Below are 17,388 nucleotides of genomic sequence, written 5' to 3'. Positions count from 1 at the left end.
GCATCTAGCGGCGCCGCGGGGCCGGCGAAAAGAGCCCCGACGGTCCGACGCCCGCCGGCGTGCAGTGGGACGCATCTTCGCCTATATAGCGGCCCCCATGGGCCGTCCGTTCCTGAAGATGAACGGGCTCGGCAACGACTTCGTCGTGGTCGAGACCCGCAGCCAGCCGTTCGAACCGGCCGCCGCCGACGTGCGCGCCATCGCCGACCGGCAGGGCGGGATCGGCTGCGACCAGCTCATCGCGCTGGATCCGGCGGAGGGCGCCGACGCCTTCGTGCGGTTCTGGAACGCGGACGGCGAGGAGGTCTCGGCCTGCGGCAACGGCACGCGCTGCGTCGGCTGGCTGCTCATGCAGTCGACCGGCAAGGACCGGGTGGAGATCGAGACCCGGGCTGGCCGCCTGGTGGCCACCCGCGCCGGCGAGCGCCTGGTGAGCGTCGATATGGGACCGCCGCGGCTGGGCTGGCGCGAGATTCCGCTGGCCGAGGAACAGGATACCCGGTCGCTGGGCGTGGCGCTGTACCACCACGCCGACCTGATGGCGCCGCCGGGGTGCGTCTCCATGGGCAATCCGCACGTCGTGTTCTTCGTGCCGGACGTTGATCAGGCGCCGGTCGCCGAGGCCGGCCCGGTCATCGAGACGCACCCGCTGTTCCCCGAGCACGTCAACGTCGGCTTCGCGCAGATCAAGGGCCGCGACCGCATCCGCCTGCGGGTTTGGGAGCGCGGCGCGGGCCTGACCAAGGCCTGCGGCACGGGCGCCTGCGCCGCGATGGTGGCGGCCTCGCGTCGCGACCTCGTCGGCCGGCACGCCACGATGGAGCTGGACGGCGGGGAGCTGTTCGTCGAGTGGCGCGAGGACGGGCATGTGATCATGACCGGCCCGGCGGCCGTGGACTTCGCCGGAGAGCTGCCGTGAGCAGCTTCGACGCCCCCTCCGTCTCGGCGCGCTCGCGCCGATCCGCCTCCCCCGCTGCGCAGGGGAGGAGCGGCGACGTCGACATCGTCACATTCGGCTGCCGGCTGAACGCCTACGAGAGCGAGGTCATCCGCAAGCGGGCGGCCGAGGACGGGCTGTCGGACGCCATCGTCTTCAACACCTGCGCTGTGACCAACGAGGCCGTGCGGCAGGCGCGGCAGGCGATCCGCAAGGCGCGGCGCGAGCGGCCGGGCGCGAAGGTGATCGTCACCGGCTGCGCGGCCCAGATCGATCCCGCGGCCTTCGCCGCCATGGACGAGGTCGACCTGGTGCTGGGCAACGCCGAAAAGAGCCAGGCGGGCGCCTACGCGCCGCAGGCCGAGGCCGGCCGGGTGCGCGTCAACGACATCATGAGCGTGCGCGAGACCGCCGGTCACCTGATCGCCAAAGACATCGGGGGGCTGAAGGACCGCGCCCGGGCCTATGTCGAGGTCCAGAACGGCTGCGATCACCGCTGCACCTTCTGCATCATTCCCTACGGCCGCGGGAATTCCCGCTCGGCGGCGGCGGGCGAGGTGGTGGAGCAGGTCCGCAGGTTGGCGGCCGAGGGCTACCAGGAGGTGGTGCTGACCGGCGTCGACGTGACGAGCTGGGGCGCCGACCTGCCGGGCCAGCCGACGCTGGGCCAGCTCGTGGTGCGCATCCTGAAGCTGGTCCCGGAGCTGCCGCGCCTGCGCCTGTCGTCGATCGACGCGGCGGAGATCGACGCCGACCTGCTGCGCTGCCTGGCCGAGGAACCGCGGCTGATGCCCTACCTGCACCTGTCGCTGCAGGCGGGCGACGACATGATCCTGAAGCGCATGAAGCGTCGGCACAGCCGTGCCGACGCGCTGAAGTTGGTCGCGAGCGTGCGCGCCGTGCGGCCGGACACGGCCTTCGGCGCCGACCTGATCGCGGGATTCCCGACCGAGACGGACGAGATGTTCGAGAACACGCTGCGCCTCGTCGAGGAGGCCGGCCTGTCGTTCCTGCACGTCTTCCCGTTCAGCCCGCGCCCGGGCACGCCGGCGGCGCGGATGCCGCAGCTGCCGCGCGATGTGGTCAAGGCGCGTGCCGCCCGGCTGCGGGCGGCCGGCGAGGCGGCGCTGGTCCGTCATCTGGACGCCCAGGTGGGACGCGCCCTGTCCGGCCTCGTGGAACGCCCCGGCGTCGCGCGCGCCGAGGACTTCACAGAGGTCGCTTTCTCGGGCGAAGCTCGGGTCGGCGCGGTCGCCGAGCTGATCGTCACGGGACACGACGGCAAGCGCGCGATCGCCGAGGTCAGGGAAAAGGTTGCGGCATGAGCTGGTCGGGCGGTTGCCAGTGCGGAAAGGTGCGCTTCCACGTGGAAGGCGATCTGGGCCGGCCGAGCATATGCCACTGCCGGATGTGCCAGAAGGCGACCGCCGGGCCGTTCGGAGCCTTCGTCACCGTCGATCGCGAGCGGCTGACCTGGACCGAAGAGCCCGCGCGCTTCCAGAGCTCCAACCTGGTGCGGCGAGGCTTCTGCCCGCACTGCGGCACGCCGCTCACCTTCGAGACGGCGAAGAGCTTCGACATCACGATCTTCGCCTTCGACAAGGCCGCCGAGATCGCGCCGGTGGTGCAGCTCGAACCCGAGAGCTCACCCGCCTGGATGGCGCACATCGCCGAGCTTGAGGTCCAGCGGCCTCCGCCGGGCTACTACGAGCGGATCGAAAGCTACCAGCACCCCGATCACGACTAGCCGGTCGGCGGCGCCCGGCCGGGAAAGCCCGGCATCTGCCAGCCGAACAGGATGGCTCCGGCGCGGATCGAGAACGCGATCAGGAACCCGCCCAGCCCGGCGACGAACAGCGGCACCGAAAGCGCATTGAGCGCCACGAAGGCGATCGCGCCCAGCAGCGCCGGGGTGACGTAGAGTTCGCGCCGCAGCAGCACCGAAGGCTCGTGGGCGAGCACGTCGCGCAGCACGCCGCCGAAGGTGGCGGTGAGCACGCCCATGACGACGGCGGTGAACGGCGGGGCTCCCAGCGAGACCGCCTTCATGGCGCCGACCGAGGTGTAGGCGGCCATGCCCAGCGCATCCAACCACAGCAGCAGGCGCTCGCGCCCCTGGCCCCAGCCGAAGATCCACACCGCCACGGCCGCCGCCAGACAGACCACCAGGTACTCGGGCCGCGCCACCCAGAAGACCGGCGCGTCGATCAGCAGGTCGCGCAGGGTGCCGCCGCCGACGCCCGTCACCGCCGCGAAGAAGCCGAAGGTGATGATGTCGTGCTTGGACCGCGCGGCCGCCAGCGCGCCCGACGCGCCGAACACGGCGACGGCGGCGTAGTCGAGCCCCGTGAGGCTGGCGGCCAATCCTTCCATGCCCCACTCATGCGGTGGCAGGTGACGCGCGGCAAGCGCCTCGCTAGAAGCGCCTCATGTCAGAACCCAAACGCGGCTGGTTCCAGCGGCTCACCCAGGGCCTCACCAAGTCGTCGAAGCAGATGGGCGACCAGATCGCCACGGTCTTCACCGCCAAGGCGCCGCTGGACCAGGCCAAGCTCGACGAACTGGAGGAGATGCTGATCGAGGCCGACCTCGGCCCGCACTCCGCCGCCCGGATCACCGCCCGCTTCGCCGAGGAGAAGTTCGGCAAGGACGTGGGCGAGGACGAGATCAAGGAGGCGCTGGCCCAGGCGATCGGCGACGAGCTTTCGACGCGGCAGGGCGAGTTCGATCCCCTGTCGGGGCCCAAGCCCTACATCGTGCTGTTCATCGGCGTGAACGGCTCGGGCAAGACGACCACGCTCGGCAAGATCGCCCAGGACCTGAAGAGCCGCGGGGCTAAGGTGCTGGTGGTGGCCGGCGACACCTTCCGCGCCGCCGCCGTCGAGCAGCTGAAGGTATGGGCCGAACGTTCGGGCGTGGATTTCATGGGGCGGCCCACCGGCTCCGACGCCGCGGGCCTGGCCTTCGACGCCGTCCAGCGGGCCAAGGCCGAGGGCTACGACGTGGTGCTGATCGACACCGCGGGGCGCCTGCAGAACAAGGAAGGTCTGATGGACGAGCTCCTGAAGATCATCCGGGTGGTCAAGAAGGTCGACGAGAGCGCGCCGCACGAGACCTTGCTGGTGCTGGACGCCACCGTCGGCCGCAACGCGCTGAGCCAGGAGAACATCTTCGGCAACCGCATCGGCGTCTCGGGCATCGTCATGACCAAGCTGGACGGGACGGCCCGGGGCGGGGTTCTCGTTCCGGTGGCCCAGGCCTCGGACAGCCCCATCAAGCTGATCGGCGTCGGCGAGGGGATCGACGACCTGCAGCCGTTCGATGCGCGGGCGTTCGCCCGCAGCCTCGTCGGCCTCGAGGAGCCCATCCGTTGACCCAGCGCACCCGGGACTGGATCCGGTACTTCGTCGACTATTCGGCCCTGGCCGTCTTCCTGGTCGCCTACTTCGTGAGCGGCAAGAACCTCACCCAGGCGACATGGGCCCTGGTGGTCGGTTCGGGCGTCGCCCTGGTGGTGGGCCTCGCGGTGGAGCGCCGGGTCGCGCCCTTCCCGCTGATCGCCTGCGCCGCCGGCCTCGTGTTCGGCGGCTTGGCGCTGTTCTTCCACGATCCCAGGCTGCTGAAGATCAAGCCGACCGTCATGAACGGCGTCTTCGGCCTGGTCCTGACGATCGGCCTCATGATGCGAAAGCATCCGCTGAAGCTGCTGCTCGGCGAGGCGTTCGACATGCCCGAGCAGGCGTGGCGCAGGCTGACGATCAACTATGCGCTGTTCTTCTTCGCCCTCGCCGGTCTGAACGAGTTCGTCTGGCGCACCCAGGCGGAGGAGGTCTGGGTCGTCTTCCGCTTCCCGGGCCTGATGATCCTCACCTTCGTCTTCTCCATCGCCCACGCCCCGCTGCTGATGAAGTACGTGCGGGCCAACGAACTGCCTCCGCCGCCGACGGAGTAGCGTCCGACGGCCGATCGTCCGTCGTCAAACCGTCGCAACTCGCCGCTATGCCTTGGGCCCGTCCGGAGCCGGGGGATGGGACGATGGCCAAGGTGAAGATGCGCAAGACCGGAGCGCCCGCGCTCGACGGCTCTGCGACCCAGCTGCTGCACCGCGCGGTGCAGCGGGCGCTCGACGAATACGCCGCCGAGTTCGGCGCCGCCGGGATCACCCAGCGCCAGTACGCCGTGCTGGCCGCGGTCGCCGCCCAGGAGGGCGCAACCCAGACCGACCTTGTCCGCGCCACCGGCATCGACCGCTCCACGCTGGCGGACATGGCGGCGCGGATGATCGCCAAGGGCCTGCTGGCGCGCGAACGCTCCTCGGCGGACGCGCGCGCCAACGCCGTGCGCCTGACGCCCGAAGGCCAGGCCGTGCTGGCCGACGCCGAGCCCAAGATGGCCGCGGCCGACGCGCGGCTGCTGAAGCTGATCGCCGGCCGTTCGCGGCGCGACGCCTTCCTGAAGCTGCTGAAGGACCTGGCGTTGGCCGAGGAGAAGCCGGCCAAGGCCGAAAAGCCGCCGAAGGCCAAGAAGGCCAAGGCGCCGAAGCCGGCGGCGAAGAAGAAGCTGAAGAAGGCCGCCTGACGGCTTCCAGCCGTCGCGCCGGCCGCTAGGATCGGCGCCATGGACGGCGAGCGATTCCAGCAAGGTCAGGCGCTGTTGCGGGAGGGCCGCTGGGCGGAGGGCTGGCCGCTGCTGGACACGCGCGTCCGCCTCGCGCCCGACCTCGTGCCGCCGGGACCCGCCACCTATCCCGAATGGATGGGGGAGCCGCTGGAGGGCCGCTCCATCCTCGTGTGGATCGAACAGGGCCTGGGCGACCAGATCATGTTCGGCCGCTTCGCGACCCTGCTGAAGGCGCGGGGCGCCGGTCGGGTGACCCTGGTCTGCCGGCCCCCGGTGGCGCCGGTGCTGGAGACAATACCCGGCGTGGATGCGGTCGTGGCCATTCCGGTGAACGGGTCGGCTCCCATCCCCCGCCACCAGTTGTGGACACGGTACTTCAGCCTGCCGGCGCGGCTGGGGATCACGCTGGAGACCCTGCCGTCCGACCCGTACGTGCGTGCGCCGCACCCGCGCCCGGCCGGTCAGGGCTTCGGCCTCGTGTGGCGCACGAGCGTCACCGGCGGCGTGGCCCATGCCAAGACGCTGCCGGAGGCCCAGGCGCGGCGCCTGGCCGAGCTTGGGGCGGTCAGCCTGCACCCCGAGGACACCGGCGCGCGGGACCTCGGGGAGACGGCGGACATCATCTCGGGCCTCAGGCTCGTTGTGAGCGTCGACACCGCGGTGGCGCATCTGGCCGGCGCCATGGGCAAGCCGGTCTGGATCCTGCTTCACCGCCCCGCGGACTGGCGCTGGCTGGACGAGGCGCGGACGGACAGCCCCTGGTACCCGTCAGCGCGGCTGTTCCGGCAGAAGACGCCGGGGGACTGGGAGCCGGTGGTGTCGCAAGTCCTGGCCGAGCTGCGCGGCTAGCGCGGCATCGTGATGTCGCCGGAGCGCAGGTGCGGCGAGCGCAGCCGGTCGTAGCCCATGTCGGGCAGGCTCTTCATGATGACGTCCAGCATCATGGGGCCGTCCGCCGTGACGGGCGGCGGTTCGCCGAAGAGCTCGCGCCACAGGGCCGCGGCTTCCTCATCTATGCGTTCGTCCCGTCCCATGACCACGTGAACCGTTTCAACAAACGACAGAACACGCCAGGCATCACGCCTGTTCCCACGTAAATTATGGTTAATTCTCGGCGGCTTAGCCGAGCCGGCCCGTTCTCAGACCCGGATGTCTAGGATGGAGCCGGGCCGCAGGATCCGCTGCGGCTGAGCCTCTTGCGGGCCTGCGGCGGCGGCGCGGGGAGCCTCGCGGGGCGCAGCCGCCGCCGGAGCCTGGGGCGGCGGGACGGCGCCCGCCTGCCCAAGGGCCGCCGCGAAGAAGGCCTTCTGCGCCGCCAGACGCGCGGGATCGATCGCGCGCTGCTGCGGCTGGCCGACCTGGGGCGGAAGATTCGGGCGGATGGGGGTCACGGGCGGCCGCCGGCATGGTTAACGGAACGCCTTCTGGAGTGCCGCCCGTCGCCTTGAGAAGTGGTTAACGCGCCAGGCCGGCGAGACGCTGGGCCTCGGCCGCGGTGAGGGGGCCGGTGTGCTTGGCCAGGATCATGCCGTCCTGGCCCACGACGTAGGTTTCGGGCACGCCGGTCACGCCGAACTCCACGCCTGCGCGTCCGTCGCGGTCGACGAGGATCTCGGCATAGGGATCGCCAAGCCGGGCGAGGAAGGCCTGGGTGTTCTGCGGCGCGTCCTTGTAGGCGACGCCGACCACCCGGACCGGCTGGCCCTTGAGGCCCATGAGCACCGGGTGCTCGATCTCGCACGGCGCGCACCAGGACGCGAAGAAGTTGACCAGCAGGGGACCTTCCGAGGCCATCTCGCGCAGGGTGGCGGGCTGTCCGCCCTCGAGCGTCGGCAGCTGAAGGGCCGGCACGGGCTTGCCGACCAGCGCCTGGGGCTGAACCTGCGGGTTGCGGTTCAGGGCGTAGAGGCCGAACAGCAGGCCGAGCGCGACGAGGATGCCGAGCGGCGCGAAGGCGAGCCAGCGGTTCATTTGCCGGAACGCTCCTGATAGCGCCGCTTCCACCGCCGGGCGTGCGCCAGCGAGGTCCAGATCAGCAGGGCGAAGGTCGCGCCGGTGATCAGGAAGGCCGGCCAGATGTAGGCGCCGTAGTCGGGCAGGGTCTCGGACATCGGTTCAGCCTCGCGCCGCACGCAGGGCGGCGGCCTCGGCGCGCCGGCGCCAGACTTCGCCGCGGATGCGGACCAGCCACAAGGAGCCGAACGCCGACAGATAGGCCAGGCTCATCAACAGCAGCGGAACGAGGAACACCGGCGGCATCGCCGGGCCGCCCTTGGCGAAGATCGAGGAGCCCTGGTGCAGCGAGTTCCACCACTCGACGCTGTAGTGGATGATCGGAAGGTTGATCGAGCCGACCAGCGCGAGGATCGCGGCCGCGCGGGCGGCCTTGGCCTCGTCGTCCAGCGAGGCGCGGAGCGCGATGTAGGCGACGTAGAGCAGGAAGAGGATCAGCACCGAGGTCAGCCGCGCGTCCCACACCCACCAGGCGCCCCACATCGGCCGGCCCCACAGCGAGCCCGTGATCAGGGTCAGGAAGGCGAAGGCGGCCCCCAGCGGGGCGCAGGCCTGGGCGGCGGCGTCGGCCAGCGTGTGACGGAAGACCAGGGCCAGGAAGCTCGCCACCGTCAGCGCGGCGTAGGCGAACATGGAGATCTGGGCCGCCGGCACATGGATGAACATGATCCGGACGGTCAGGCCCTGCTGGTAGTCGCCGGGGGCGGTGAAGCCGAGGTAGAGCCCGGCGACGGCCAACGCCGCGGCGATCGCGCCGAACAGCGGGGCCGCCCAGCGCGAAAACGCCATGAAGCGTTCGGGATTGGCGAGGAAGGCGGGCGCCGGGATCATCGGGAACCCCGCTTAAGGCCCGGCGGCCCGCCTCGCAAGCGGCTCAGATGTCGCCGGGCGGCGCCGGCGGGGCGGGCGGCGGCGGGGGTGCGGGCGGCATCGGCGGCATGGGCATGTGATGCCCGATCGGGATCATGGTCGGCCCGAAGCCCGGCCCCGCCATCATCAGCATCGGCATGGCGTCGAACGCCTTCTTCTGCTTCTCGTCGAGCTGGGCGTAGAAGGTCCGCGTCGCGGCGATGCGCTTCTTCATGGCCGCGTGATGCTCGTCGGCCTTGGCCTCCATCTCGGCGAGGCGTTCGCTGGTGGGCTTCTGCGCGGCGCCCTTCTCGAACTTCACGACGTGATGCTCGCCGTGCTCGGGCCTGGTGGCCTCGAGGAAGGCCTTCAGGGCTGGCTCCTGATTGGGGCGCAGCTGGAGCACGTCCTTCAGGTGCTGCTCGCGGCCTTCGCCCGAGCGGTAGATCATGACGTTCTTGCGCGGACCGCGCTCGCGGCGGTCGTCATCGTCGCTGCGATAGACGTGGACGTGGCGCTGCATGCGGGAGTCCTCATGGGCCTCCTGGCGTGCGCGGTCGGCGGTGGCGTCCTGGGCGATCGCGGCGCCGGCCGTGGCGGCCACGGCGGCTCCGGCCAGGAGCCAGGCGAGGGTCTTCTTCATCCGTTAGCTTCCCCGAAAGAGCAGGTGTTCAACGTCACAAGCTGCGCCTTGAGGATGCGGCGAAAAAACGGCGGCCGGCATGAAGCTTTCTTCATGTGCGATTTCCGCGGGATGGCGGCATACGGCCAAGCCTGAATCCACGGGAGACCTGAATGATCGCCGCCTTCCTCGCCGCCGCATCGGTGGCCGCCGCCGCCGCCCCCGTCGAGGCGCTGAACCCTGCGGACGTACGGGCCGTCGAGGCGGTGGCTTACGACTACGTCGACGGCCAGCTCGAAGGCGATCCGCGTCGGGTGGCGCGCGCGCTGCATCCGGATCTCGCGAAGCGCGCGGTCGAAAAGAACCCCGACGAGGTGTTCGGGCTCCGGCGCATGTCGAAGGACGAGCTGGTGGAGCTGACCGCTCAGGGCGTGCTGAAGACGCCGAAGGAGCAGTGGAGCCGTTCGGTGAAGGTGCTGGACATCACCGGAGACGTGGCCGTGGCCCGGGTGGATACGCCCTGGTTCACCGACTACTTCCACCTGGGCCGCTTCGGCGAACAATGGGTGATCGTCAACGCGATGTGGCAGCCGAAGCCGCGACCGGCGCGCTAGACTTCTACGACAGCGCGTTGCGGCAGGCGCCGGCCATGGCGATCGGCCCAAGCGCCACGGCGGCGGCGGCGTAGGCGCCGAGCAGGGCGAGGCCCGGCTTCCACGGAAGACCGCCCGCGAAGGCGTCCAGGGCGCCGCCGCCGAAGATCACCGGCGGCACGAAGAGGGGCAGGACGATCACGGCGGTGAGCAGTCCGCCTCGGCGGGCCCCCAAGCTGAGCGCCGCCCCGATGCCGCCCATGAAGGCGAAGGCGAGGCCGCCCAGCAGCGCGCAGGCGAGGATCAGCGGCGCGAGCGCCGGCGAGGCGCCCAGCGCGATGGCCGCGACGGGAGCCGCAAGCGCCAGCGGCGCGCCGGTGGCCAGCCACTGGCCCAGGCACTTGACGGCGCAGACCAGTTCCAGCGGGACCGGCGAGAGCGTCAGGAGATCGAGGGCGCCGTCCTCGTAGTCGCGCTCGAACAGGCGGTCGAGCGAGAGCAGCGCGGCGAGCGCCAGGGCCACCCAGGCCGCGCCGGGCGCGATGGCCGCGAGCCGCTCGGGTTCGGGCCCTATGGCGAGCGGCGTGAGGGTGGCGACGCCGGCGTAGAAGCCGACCGCGACCAGCGGGCCGCCGCCGCGTCCCCAGGCGAGCGTCGTCTCACGGACGAGCAGGGGCCAGAGCCGGCTCATGCGACGAGCTCCAGGCTCTTGGTCGCCACGGGCAGGGGATCGTGCACGGCGGCGAGGATCATGCCGCCGCCTGCGAGGTGGCTCGCCATCACCTCGCCCAGCCGTCCGCGCCACACCGCGTCCAGCGGACTGAGCGGTTCGTCCAGCAGCCAGAGCGTCCGGGGCGCGGCGGTCAGGCGCGAGAGCGCCAGGCGCCGCCTCTGGCCGGCGGAGAGCCGGCGGACCTCGAGGTCGAGGAGCCGCGTCAGGTCGAAGGCCTCGGCCGCCTCGCGGGCGGCGGCTTCGGTCCCGCCGGACCAGACGCCCCAGAAGGCGAGCTCCTCGCGGACGGTCCGGGCGGGTTTCAGGCCATCCTGGTGGCCGACGAAATGCAGGGCGCTGGCCCGCGCCTCGGCCGGTTCGCTCGCGCCGAAACCCACCTGGCCGGCTTCCAGGCGTACGAGTCCGGCGACGGCCCGCAGCAGGCTGGTTTTCCCAGAGCCGTTCGGCCCCGTGAGCGCACATGCCTCCCCCGGTTCCAGAACGAGCGATACGTCCTCGAACAGCACGCGCCCGCCCCGCCGGACCGAAGCCTCGGAAATGCGCAGTTCGCCGATCATGCGGACCGTCGCGCCCCGACGCGGATAGAGCGCGGATTTTGCGAACGATTCGCAGAAATAGCGGCGCATGGACGGAGGCGACGGTCGGGGCTATGAAGCCGCCGGCTGCCGCAGCCCCAGGGGGGCAACGCCGCGCGGGGACGAACGCTGTGTGTCCGTCCCTCCAGAGCGCGCGATCCCTGGGGTGGTCGATGGGCGGCCGGGAACAGAGAAAGGATCTCCCCTCATGGCGTCTGTCGACAGCCTGAAAACCCGCCGCGAACTCACGGTGGGCGACAAGACCTACGCTTACTACAGCCTTCGCGCCGCGGAGGAAGCCGGACTTTCGGGCGTCTCGCGCCTGCCGATCTCCATGAAGGTCCTGCTGGAGAACCTGCTGCGCAACGAAGACGGTCAGTCGGTCGGCGTGGACGACCTGAAGGCCATCGCCGCCTGGCTCGAGAACAAGGGCGCGGTCGAGCACGAGATCAGCTTCCGCCCGGCGCGGGTGCTGATGCAGGACTTCACCGGCGTGCCGGCGGTGGTCGACCTGGCCGCCATGCGCGACGCCATGACCGCGCTCGGCGGCGACCCCGAGAAGATCAACCCGCTGAACCCGGTCGACCTGGTGATCGACCACTCGGTGATGGTGGACTACTTCGGCACGTCCAAGTCCTTCGCCGCCAACGTCGAGCGCGAGTACGAGCGCAACATGGAGCGCTACCGCTTCCTGCGCTGGGGCTCCTCGGCCTTCAACAACTTCCGCGTGGTGCCGCCCGGCACCGGCATCTGCCACCAGGTGAACCTGGAGTACCTGGCCCAGACCGTCTGGACGAATGCGGACGAGGGCCAGGACGTCGCCTATCCGGACACGGTCGTCGGCACCGACAGCCACACCACCATGGTCAACGGCCTGGCCGTGCTGGGCTGGGGCGTGGGCGGCATCGAGGCCGAGGCCGCCATGCTGGGCCAGCCGATCCCGATGCTGATCCCGGAAGTCATCGGCTTCCGCCTGGACGGCGTGCTGCCCGACGGCACCACGGCCACCGACCTGGTGCTGACCGTCACCCAGATGCTTCGCAAGAAGGGCGTGGTCGGCAAGTTCGTCGAGTTCTACGGCCCGGGCCTGCAGCACCTGACGCTGGAAGACCAGGCGACCATCGCCAACATGGCCCCGGAGTACGGCGCCACCTGCGGCTTCTTCCCGGTCACCCAGGCGACCCTCGACTACCTGACCGCCACGGGCCGCGACCCGGCGCGCGTCGCGCTGGTCGAGGCCTACGCCAAGGAGCAGGGCATCTGGCGCGATCCGGCCGATCCGGATCCGGTGTTCACCGACACGCTGGAGCTGGACCTGGGCACCGTGACGGCCTCGCTGGCCGGTCCGAAGCGTCCGCAGGACCGCGTGCTGCTGACCGACGCCGCCGCCGAGTTCCGCACGGCCCTCGCCAACGACTTCGGCAAGGCCGACGGCTACGGCGAGCGCTTCAAGGTGGAGGGCGAAAACTTCGACGTGGGCAACGGCGACGTGGTGATCGCCGCGATCACCTCGTGCACCAACACCTCGAACCCCAGCGTGCTGATCGCCGCGGGCCTCGTGGCCAAGAAGGCCGTCGAGAAGGGCCTGCAGGTGAAGCCGTGGGTGAAGACCTCGCTGGCCCCCGGCTCGCAGGTGGTCACCGACTATCTGAAGGCCGCGAAGCTGGACAAGTCGCTGGACGCCCTGGGCTTCAACCTGGTGGGCTACGGCTGCACCACCTGCATCGGCAACTCGGGCCCGCTGCCCGAGCCGATCTCGGAAGCCGTCCAGAAGAACGACCTCGTGGCCGTCTCGGTGCTTTCGGGCAACCGGAACTTCGAAGGCCGGGTGAACCCCGACGTGCGGGCCAACTACCTGGCCTCGCCGCCGCTGGTGGTCGCCTATGCGCTGGCCGGCTCGATGCTGATCGACTTGGCCAACGAACCGCTGGGCGAAGGCAAGGACGGCAAGCCGGTCTATCTGAAGGACATCTGGCCGACGACGGCCGAGATCGCCGCCCTGCAGCGCAAGCACGTGACGAACAAGATGTTCGCCAGCCGCTACGCCGACGTCTTCAAGGGCGACAAGAACTGGCAGGGCATCAAGGTCGCCGGCGGCCAGACCTATACCTGGGACATGGGCAGCACCTACGTGCAGAACCCGCCCTACTTCCAGGACATGAGCATGGAGCCGGCGCCGGTGACGGACATCGTCGAGGCGCGCGTGCTGGGCGTGTTCGGCGACTCGATCACCACCGACCACATCTCGCCGGCCGGTTCGATCAAGGCGAGCTCGCCCGCCGGAGTCTATCTGCGTGAGCGCCAGGTGCCGCAGTCGGAGTTCAACTCCTACGGCGCGCGCCGCGGCAACCACGAGGTGATGATGCGGGGCACCTTCGCCAACATCCGCATCCGCAACCGCATCACGCCGGACATCGAGGGCGGCGTGACCAAGCACTTCCCATCCGGCGAGGTCATGTCGATCTACGACGCGGCCATGCGGTACCAGGCCGAGGGCCGGCCGCTGGTGGTGTTCGCGGGCAAGGAATACGGCACCGGCTCGTCGCGCGACTGGGCGGCGAAGGGCACCAAGCTTCTGGGCGTCCGCGCCGTGGTGGCCGAGAGCTTCGAGCGCATCCACCGCTCGAACCTGGTCGGCATGGGCGTGCTGCCGCTGCAGTTCCTGCAGGAAGGCTGGCACAAGCTGAACCTGACGGGCGAGGAGATCGTCACGATCCGCGGCCTGACGGAGCTGGCGCCGCGCAAGCAGCTGATCGTCGAGATGTACCGTCCCTCGGACGGCCGCATCGCGCGCTTCCCGGTGCGCTGCCGGATCGATACGCCGACCGAGCTCGAGTACTTCAAGCAGGGCGGCGTGCTGAACTACGTGCTGCGCAGCCTGGCCAAGCCGGCGGCGTAAGCGTGACGTTTCGGCAGGCGGCTTGACGTGCGTCGAGACGCCTGCCGATCCTCACGCCATCTTGACCACCTCAGGCGCAGGAACTGCGGCTAAACACCAACCGATGCGGAAAGCGGCGCTTCTCAGCCTGATCCTGATCGCGGCCGCGGGCTCCGCGATGGCCAAGACCCCGGTCCTGGTCGAGCTTTATACCGCCCAGGGCTGCGCCTCGTGCGTGGACGCCAATGCGCATGTCGGCAAGCTGGCCGAACGGCCGGGCGTGCTCGCCCTCACCTTCCCGGTGGACTACTGGGACTATCTCGGCTGGACCGACACCTTCGCCAAGCCGGAGTTCACCGAGCGGCAGAAGGCCTATGTCACGCGGCTGAAGCTGCGCGAGCCCTACACGCCGCAGGTCGTCGTCGACGGCCGGCACGAGGCCCCGGGCCTCAAGACTGCGGAGGTGGACCGGCTGGTTCGCACGGCCGTCAGCGGCCCCCGCAACGCGCCCGACATGAAGTTCATCGGGCCGCGCCGCGTGGACGTGGGCTCGGGACGCGTCCCGGCGGGGGGCGCAGACGTCTGGCTGATCCGCTACGATCCGCGGGAGGTCGAAACCCCCGTTAAGGCCGGCGACAATCGCGGCGAGACCGTGGTGCAGAAGAACGTGGTCCGCGAGCTGCGGCGCCTGGGGGCCTGGCGCGGGCGGCCGCAGGCCTACCGTCTGGCCGAAGCCGGCGACGAGGGGCTCAAGACGGTGGTGGTGGTGCAGGCCGCCAAGGGCGGTCGGGTCTTGGGCGTCGCGCAGCGCGGCGACTAGCCGAACCCGAACAGAAACCCGGACAAACGAAAGCCCGCGCAGCTGGAGAGGGACTACGCGGGCTTTGCGCTTGGATGAGAGCGTCGGTTGGCCAGGCCACGATCCAGGGGGGCTGGGGGGGCTGTTCAGGATCCGGGACCGGGGTTCCGACCAACCGACGATGTGAATATCGAGGGGCCATCCGACCTTCGCGGGACCGAAATAAGGTCATTTCGCGGCGGAGCTCCGATCCCCAGGGCGGCGCTTGCCGGACTGGCCGGCGCGCCTATTTCGGGTGGCCGATCCAAAAGAATTGCGTCAGGCTGACACCTCGATGGCCTTCGATCAGAGCTATTCGGCCCCCCGCCAGGCCGGCGTCTTCTTCGAGCGGCGCGAGCTGGAGCGCCTGCTTCGCCTCTATGGGCGCATGGTCGCCGAGGGCGAGTGGCGCGACTACGGCATGGACAGCCTGCGCGACGTGGCGGTGTTCTCGGTCTTCCGGCGCACCGCCGAGCAACCGCTCTACCGCATCGAAAAGCGGCCGGCCCTCGCCAAGCGGCAGGGCGCCTGGGCCGTGGTCGGCGAGGGCGGGCACGTCCTGCGCCGCGGTCATGAGCTGGAGCAGGTGCTGCGGTTCTTCGACAAGGGGCGGTTCAAGGTCGTCGACTGAGGCCGTCAGGCGTCCTCGCCGCGCTCCTGGATGACCGCATGGAAGCGCCGGGCCAGGCTCTCCAGCGCCAGCCGCGCCGGCTCCAGGTCGCGATACGCCTTCGGCGTCAGTTGCAGCGTCTCCTCACCGGCCACAACCCAGCCGGCCTCCACCAGCTGGACCACCTTGCGCCGGACGGTCTCGCGGGGAATGCCCGACGTCTCGGCGATCGATCGGACGTTCACCCCGCGGGTCGGGAAAGGCGGCGTCTCGTCGGACGTGCGTTCGGCCTCGCTTTGCGCCCGGTGGGCCGGATGGGCGACGCTGCGTTCGGCGATGGCCAGCAGGATGACGTGCTTGTGCAGGTCTCCCTTCAGGATTCGCAGGTGGATCTCCAGGAAGCGGAGCATCGGGCCGACGAGATCGTCGACGAGCGGTTCGTCCCCGGCCATGCGCTCCAACCCCTTTGCAGAACAGCGATATCATGAGGCGCTTGCGCGGCGGCAAACAAAAACCCCGGCGGTCGCCCGCCGGGGCTTCGTGTTCAGCGCGTGGTCGGCCCCTAGCGGCGGTCGCCGAAGAGCGCGAGCAGGAACTGGAACATGTTGATGAAGTCCAGGTAGAGGCTGAGCGCGCCGTAGCTGGTCGCCACGCCCATCGCAGCCTGGTTACCGCCCACTTCGTAGTAGGTCATCTTCAGGCGCTGGGTGTCGTAGGCCGTGAGGCCCGCGAAGATCAGCACGCCCAGGACGCTGATGATGAACTGCATCATCGAGTTCTGGAGGAAGATGTTGACGACGCCGGCGATCAGCAGGCCCCACACGCCCATGATCAGGAAGCTGCCGAAGCCGGTCAGGTCCTTCTTGGTCGTGTAGCCGAACAGGCTGAGGGCGCCGAAGGCGGTCGCCGTGATCAGGAACGTCGAGGCGATCGAAGCGCCGGTATAGCGCAGCGCCAGCACGCCCAACGAGGCGCCGATCAGGCTGACCACGGTCCAATAGGTGATGCTCGCCGTGCGCGGGCTCTGATTGCGGATGGCGAAGCCGGAGAACAGCAGGACCGCCAGAGGCGCGAAGGCCACGATCATGCCCAGGATGCTGTAGCCGACGCGGCCGTTGGCCACGACGAACATCGCGTCGCGAACAGGCGGGAACGAGCTGGTGACCCAGGCCAGAGCGGCCGAGAGCACGAGGCCCAGCGCCATCTTGTTGTAGACGCCGAGCATGAAGCTGCGAAGTCCCGCGTCCACCGACATGTCGGCGCGGTCCGCCGGGACCGAGCGCGCGTAGCCGCGGTTGAAGTCGCTCATGAGAGGCTTAGCCCTTTAAGTTCGCGTCCCAAGCGGACGCAGGTCGAAATATCGGGACGGTTACGCCCGTAAGCAAGGGCAATCGGCGGCGAAGGGTTCCATTTTCGAGCGGACTGTCGCAGGCCCTTGAGGAGCCGCAATCGCGCGCTAGATGGCGGATATGTCGAACGAATTCACGCGCAGGAGCGTCGTGGTCGCCGCCGGCGCGACCTCCGTGGCGGCCCTGGCCGGTCCCGCCCTGGCGCAGCGTCCCGCCCAGGTGGCGATCTTGGGCGACTCCATCACCGCGGGCTACGGGCTTCCGAAGAGCCAGGCGCTGCCGGCCCAGCTGGAGCGCGAGCTGACGCGCCTGGGCCGCGCCGTCAGGGTCATCCCGGCCGGCATCAACGGCGATACGACCGCGGGCGGCCTGCGCCGGGTGGACCGGGTGACCCAGGCTGGAACGGACGTCTGCGTCGTGGCGCTGGGCGGCAACGACCTCTTGCTGGGCGCCGATCCGAAGGCCGTGGAGAAGAACCTGGACGGCATCGTCGGCCGTCTGAAGGCGCGCGGCGTCACCGTGGTGCTGGCCGGCGTGCAGGCGCCGGTGATCCTGGCCGGCGCCTGGGGCCGGAGCTTCAACGGAGCCTTCGCCAATGTGGCCCGGCGGCACGGCGTGGCCTTCGTGCCCGACATGCTGGCGGGCGTCGCCCTGAACCCGCAGCTCAATCAGAGCGACGGCATCCATCCCAACGCCGCGGGCGTCGCCGTGATCGCGCGGCGCCTGGCGCCCTACGTGGCCAGGACGCTGCCGGCGCGCTAAGACGAGGGC

General features: G+C 70.2%; 23 protein-coding genes. 12 read left to right on the top strand and 11 right to left on the bottom strand.

The window, feature by feature from the left end:
• Positions 1-97 precede the first annotated feature (97 nt).
• Genes dapF through ACO2Q0_RS07400 form a run of 3 tightly spaced genes read left to right on the top strand, consistent with a single transcriptional unit; the run spans position 98 to position 2,684 of the window.
• Positions 98-919, top strand: a complete 822-nt coding sequence (gene dapF / locus ACO2Q0_RS07410) for a diaminopimelate epimerase (protein ID WP_423350857.1) — start codon at positions 98-100, stop codon at positions 917-919.
• On the top strand, positions 916-2,262 hold the full coding sequence (mtaB, locus tag ACO2Q0_RS07405) for a tRNA (N(6)-L-threonylcarbamoyladenosine(37)-C(2))-methylthiotransferase MtaB (protein ID WP_423350856.1): 1,347 nt from the start codon (positions 916-918) through the stop codon (positions 2,260-2,262). The genes dapF and mtaB overlap by 4 nt, the downstream gene beginning before the upstream one ends.
• On the top strand, positions 2,259-2,684 hold the full coding sequence (locus tag ACO2Q0_RS07400) for a GFA family protein (RefSeq protein ID WP_423350855.1): 426 nt from the start codon (positions 2,259-2,261) through the stop codon (positions 2,682-2,684). Before mtaB ends, ACO2Q0_RS07400 begins: the two co-directional genes overlap by 4 nt.
• On the opposite strand, the gene ACO2Q0_RS07395 is transcribed toward ACO2Q0_RS07400, so the two are convergent.
• A complete protein-coding gene (locus ACO2Q0_RS07395; RefSeq protein ID WP_423350854.1) occupies positions 2,681-3,310 on the bottom strand; it encodes a trimeric intracellular cation channel family protein in 630 nt (209 codons plus the stop codon). The genes ACO2Q0_RS07400 and ACO2Q0_RS07395 overlap by 4 nt on opposite strands.
• A 56-nt stretch (positions 3,311-3,366) precedes the next feature.
• Here ACO2Q0_RS07395 and ftsY point away from each other — a divergent pair, with 56 nt between their 5' ends.
• The 4 genes from ftsY (at position 3,367) to ACO2Q0_RS07375 (ending at position 6,406) form a co-directional block, all read left to right on the top strand.
• Positions 3,367-4,311, top strand: coding sequence for a signal recognition particle-docking protein FtsY (ftsY, locus tag ACO2Q0_RS07390; protein WP_423350853.1), 945 nt, complete (start codon positions 3,367-3,369; stop codon positions 4,309-4,311).
• Positions 4,308-4,889, top strand: a complete 582-nt coding sequence (locus ACO2Q0_RS07385; RefSeq protein WP_423350852.1) for an inner membrane-spanning protein YciB — start codon at positions 4,308-4,310, stop codon at positions 4,887-4,889. The genes ftsY and ACO2Q0_RS07385 overlap by 4 nt, the downstream gene beginning before the upstream one ends.
• An 83-nt stretch (positions 4,890-4,972) precedes the next feature.
• On the top strand, positions 4,973-5,515 hold the full coding sequence (locus ACO2Q0_RS07380; RefSeq protein WP_423350851.1) for a MarR family winged helix-turn-helix transcriptional regulator: 543 nt from the start codon (positions 4,973-4,975) through the stop codon (positions 5,513-5,515).
• 39 nt (positions 5,516-5,554) lie between these two features.
• Positions 5,555-6,406, top strand: coding sequence for a glycosyltransferase family 9 protein (locus ACO2Q0_RS07375; RefSeq protein ID WP_423350850.1), 852 nt, complete (start codon positions 5,555-5,557; stop codon positions 6,404-6,406).
• Here ACO2Q0_RS07375 and ACO2Q0_RS07370 read toward each other — a convergent pair.
• The 6 genes from ACO2Q0_RS07370 to ACO2Q0_RS07345 all read right to left on the bottom strand — a co-directional run bounded on the left by ACO2Q0_RS07370 (position 6,403) and on the right by ACO2Q0_RS07345 (position 9,062).
• Positions 6,403-6,591 carry a hypothetical protein gene (locus ACO2Q0_RS07370; protein ID WP_423350849.1) on the bottom strand — a complete coding sequence of 63 codons (189 nt, stop codon included), beginning with the start codon at positions 6,589-6,591 and terminating at the stop codon, positions 6,403-6,405. The genes ACO2Q0_RS07375 and ACO2Q0_RS07370 overlap by 4 nt on opposite strands.
• Before the next feature lie 105 nt (positions 6,592-6,696).
• Entirely contained in the window at positions 6,697-6,948 is a 252-nt protein-coding gene (locus ACO2Q0_RS07365) for a hypothetical protein (RefSeq protein ID WP_423350848.1), read from the bottom strand.
• A 64-nt stretch (positions 6,949-7,012) separates the two neighbouring features.
• Positions 7,013-7,528 carry a DsbE family thiol:disulfide interchange protein gene (locus ACO2Q0_RS07360; RefSeq protein WP_423350847.1) on the bottom strand — a complete coding sequence of 172 codons (516 nt, stop codon included), beginning with the start codon at positions 7,526-7,528 and terminating at the stop codon, positions 7,013-7,015.
• Positions 7,525-7,668, bottom strand: a complete 144-nt coding sequence (ccmD, locus tag ACO2Q0_RS07355) for a heme exporter protein CcmD (RefSeq protein ID WP_423350846.1) — start codon at positions 7,666-7,668, stop codon at positions 7,525-7,527. Before ccmD ends, ACO2Q0_RS07360 begins: the two co-directional genes overlap by 4 nt.
• 4 nt (positions 7,669-7,672) lie before the next feature.
• On the bottom strand, positions 7,673-8,401 hold the full coding sequence (gene ccmC, locus ACO2Q0_RS07350) for a heme ABC transporter permease CcmC (RefSeq protein ID WP_423350845.1): 729 nt from the start codon (positions 8,399-8,401) through the stop codon (positions 7,673-7,675).
• Between the two features lie 43 nt (positions 8,402-8,444).
• Positions 8,445-9,062: a Spy/CpxP family protein refolding chaperone gene (locus tag ACO2Q0_RS07345; RefSeq protein WP_423350844.1), complete on the bottom strand. Its 618-nt coding sequence runs from the start codon at positions 9,060-9,062 to the stop codon at positions 8,445-8,447.
• Positions 9,063-9,214: 152 nt separating this feature from the next.
• Here ACO2Q0_RS07345 and ACO2Q0_RS07340 point away from each other — a divergent pair, with 152 nt between their 5' ends.
• On the top strand, positions 9,215-9,655 hold the full coding sequence (locus tag ACO2Q0_RS07340; protein WP_423350843.1) for a nuclear transport factor 2 family protein: 441 nt from the start codon (positions 9,215-9,217) through the stop codon (positions 9,653-9,655).
• Between the two features lie 4 nt (positions 9,656-9,659).
• Here the strand turns inward: ACO2Q0_RS07340 and ccmB are convergent, their stop codons facing one another.
• Positions 9,660-10,325, bottom strand: coding sequence for a heme exporter protein CcmB (gene ccmB / locus ACO2Q0_RS07335; protein ID WP_423350842.1), 666 nt, complete (start codon positions 10,323-10,325; stop codon positions 9,660-9,662).
• Positions 10,322-10,924: a heme ABC exporter ATP-binding protein CcmA gene (gene ccmA, locus ACO2Q0_RS07330; protein ID WP_423351578.1), complete on the bottom strand. Its 603-nt coding sequence runs from the start codon at positions 10,922-10,924 to the stop codon at positions 10,322-10,324. Before ccmA ends, ccmB begins: the two co-directional genes overlap by 4 nt.
• Before the next feature lie 226 nt (positions 10,925-11,150).
• On the opposite strand from ccmA, the gene acnA reads away from it, so the two are divergent.
• From acnA to ACO2Q0_RS07315, 3 genes are all read left to right on the top strand, one after another.
• The gene (gene acnA / locus ACO2Q0_RS07325; RefSeq protein ID WP_423350841.1) at positions 11,151-13,841 is read left to right on the top strand and encodes an aconitate hydratase AcnA; all 2,691 of its coding nucleotides are present in this window, start codon (positions 11,151-11,153) and stop codon (positions 13,839-13,841) included.
• Positions 13,842-13,944: 103 nt separating this feature from the next.
• Positions 13,945-14,640, top strand: coding sequence for a DUF1223 domain-containing protein (locus ACO2Q0_RS07320; RefSeq protein WP_423350840.1), 696 nt, complete (start codon positions 13,945-13,947; stop codon positions 14,638-14,640).
• A 313-nt stretch (positions 14,641-14,953) separates the two neighbouring features.
• Positions 14,954-15,289, top strand: coding sequence for a DUF2794 domain-containing protein (locus ACO2Q0_RS07315; protein WP_423350839.1), 336 nt, complete (start codon positions 14,954-14,956; stop codon positions 15,287-15,289).
• Positions 15,290-15,294: 5 nt separating this feature from the next.
• Here the strand turns inward: ACO2Q0_RS07315 and ACO2Q0_RS07310 are convergent, their stop codons facing one another.
• The gene (locus tag ACO2Q0_RS07310) at positions 15,295-15,720 is read right to left on the bottom strand and encodes a hypothetical protein (RefSeq protein WP_423350838.1); all 426 of its coding nucleotides are present in this window, start codon (positions 15,718-15,720) and stop codon (positions 15,295-15,297) included.
• Positions 15,721-15,830: 110 nt separating this feature from the next.
• Entirely contained in the window at positions 15,831-16,577 is a 747-nt protein-coding gene (locus ACO2Q0_RS07305; RefSeq protein WP_423350837.1) for a Bax inhibitor-1/YccA family protein, read from the bottom strand.
• 151 nt (positions 16,578-16,728) lie between these two features.
• On the opposite strand from ACO2Q0_RS07305, the gene ACO2Q0_RS07300 reads away from it, so the two are divergent.
• Positions 16,729-17,379 (top strand): arylesterase, encoded by a 651-nt coding sequence (locus tag ACO2Q0_RS07300; protein ID WP_423350836.1) that lies wholly within the window; start codon positions 16,729-16,731, stop codon positions 17,377-17,379.
• Positions 17,380-17,388: the final 9 nt, after the last annotated feature.

The sequence above is a fragment of the Phenylobacterium sp. VNQ135 genome, assembly GCF_049445735.1.
Classification (GTDB): Bacteria; Pseudomonadota; Alphaproteobacteria; order Caulobacterales; family Caulobacteraceae; genus Phenylobacterium.
The sequence above is the reverse complement of the archived record's forward strand: the minus strand, read 5'-3'. Positions and strand labels throughout refer to the sequence as shown.

Excerpts from the sequence above, each read along its gene's own strand:
- dapF (WP_423350857.1), top strand. The coding sequence starts at position 98 with ATGGGCCGTCCGTTCCTGAAGATGAACGGGCTCGGCAACGACTTCGTC.
- ACO2Q0_RS07400 (WP_423350855.1), top strand. The coding sequence starts at position 2,259 with ATGAGCTGGTCGGGCGGTTGCCAGTGCGGAAAGGTGCGCTTCCACGTG.
- ACO2Q0_RS07395 (WP_423350854.1), bottom strand. The coding sequence starts at position 3,310 with ATGGAAGGATTGGCCGCCAGCCTCACGGGGCTCGACTACGCCGCCGTC.
- ftsY (WP_423350853.1), top strand. The coding sequence starts at position 3,367 with ATGTCAGAACCCAAACGCGGCTGGTTCCAGCGGCTCACCCAGGGCCTC.
- ACO2Q0_RS07380 (WP_423350851.1), top strand. The coding sequence starts at position 4,973 with ATGGCCAAGGTGAAGATGCGCAAGACCGGAGCGCCCGCGCTCGACGGC.
- ACO2Q0_RS07375 (WP_423350850.1), top strand. The coding sequence starts at position 5,555 with ATGGACGGCGAGCGATTCCAGCAAGGTCAGGCGCTGTTGCGGGAGGGC.
- ACO2Q0_RS07370 (WP_423350849.1), bottom strand. The coding sequence starts at position 6,591 with ATGGGACGGGACGAACGCATAGATGAGGAAGCCGCGGCCCTGTGGCGC.
- ACO2Q0_RS07360 (WP_423350847.1), bottom strand. The coding sequence starts at position 7,528 with ATGAACCGCTGGCTCGCCTTCGCGCCGCTCGGCATCCTCGTCGCGCTC.
- ccmD (WP_423350846.1), bottom strand. The coding sequence starts at position 7,668 with ATGTCCGAGACCCTGCCCGACTACGGCGCCTACATCTGGCCGGCCTTC.
- ccmC (WP_423350845.1), bottom strand. The coding sequence starts at position 8,401 with ATGATCCCGGCGCCCGCCTTCCTCGCCAATCCCGAACGCTTCATGGCG.
- ACO2Q0_RS07345 (WP_423350844.1), bottom strand. The coding sequence starts at position 9,062 with ATGAAGAAGACCCTCGCCTGGCTCCTGGCCGGAGCCGCCGTGGCCGCC.
- ACO2Q0_RS07340 (WP_423350843.1), top strand. The coding sequence starts at position 9,215 with ATGATCGCCGCCTTCCTCGCCGCCGCATCGGTGGCCGCCGCCGCCGCC.
- ccmB (WP_423350842.1), bottom strand. The coding sequence starts at position 10,325 with ATGAGCCGGCTCTGGCCCCTGCTCGTCCGTGAGACGACGCTCGCCTGG.
- ccmA (WP_423351578.1), bottom strand. The coding sequence starts at position 10,924 with ATGATCGGCGAACTGCGCATTTCCGAGGCTTCGGTCCGGCGGGGCGGG.
- acnA (WP_423350841.1), top strand. The coding sequence starts at position 11,151 with ATGGCGTCTGTCGACAGCCTGAAAACCCGCCGCGAACTCACGGTGGGC.
- ACO2Q0_RS07320 (WP_423350840.1), top strand. The coding sequence starts at position 13,945 with ATGCGGAAAGCGGCGCTTCTCAGCCTGATCCTGATCGCGGCCGCGGGC.
- ACO2Q0_RS07315 (WP_423350839.1), top strand. The coding sequence starts at position 14,954 with ATGGCCTTCGATCAGAGCTATTCGGCCCCCCGCCAGGCCGGCGTCTTC.
- ACO2Q0_RS07310 (WP_423350838.1), bottom strand. The coding sequence starts at position 15,720 with ATGGCCGGGGACGAACCGCTCGTCGACGATCTCGTCGGCCCGATGCTC.
- ACO2Q0_RS07305 (WP_423350837.1), bottom strand. The coding sequence starts at position 16,577 with ATGAGCGACTTCAACCGCGGCTACGCGCGCTCGGTCCCGGCGGACCGC.
- ACO2Q0_RS07300 (WP_423350836.1), top strand. The coding sequence starts at position 16,729 with ATGGCGGATATGTCGAACGAATTCACGCGCAGGAGCGTCGTGGTCGCC.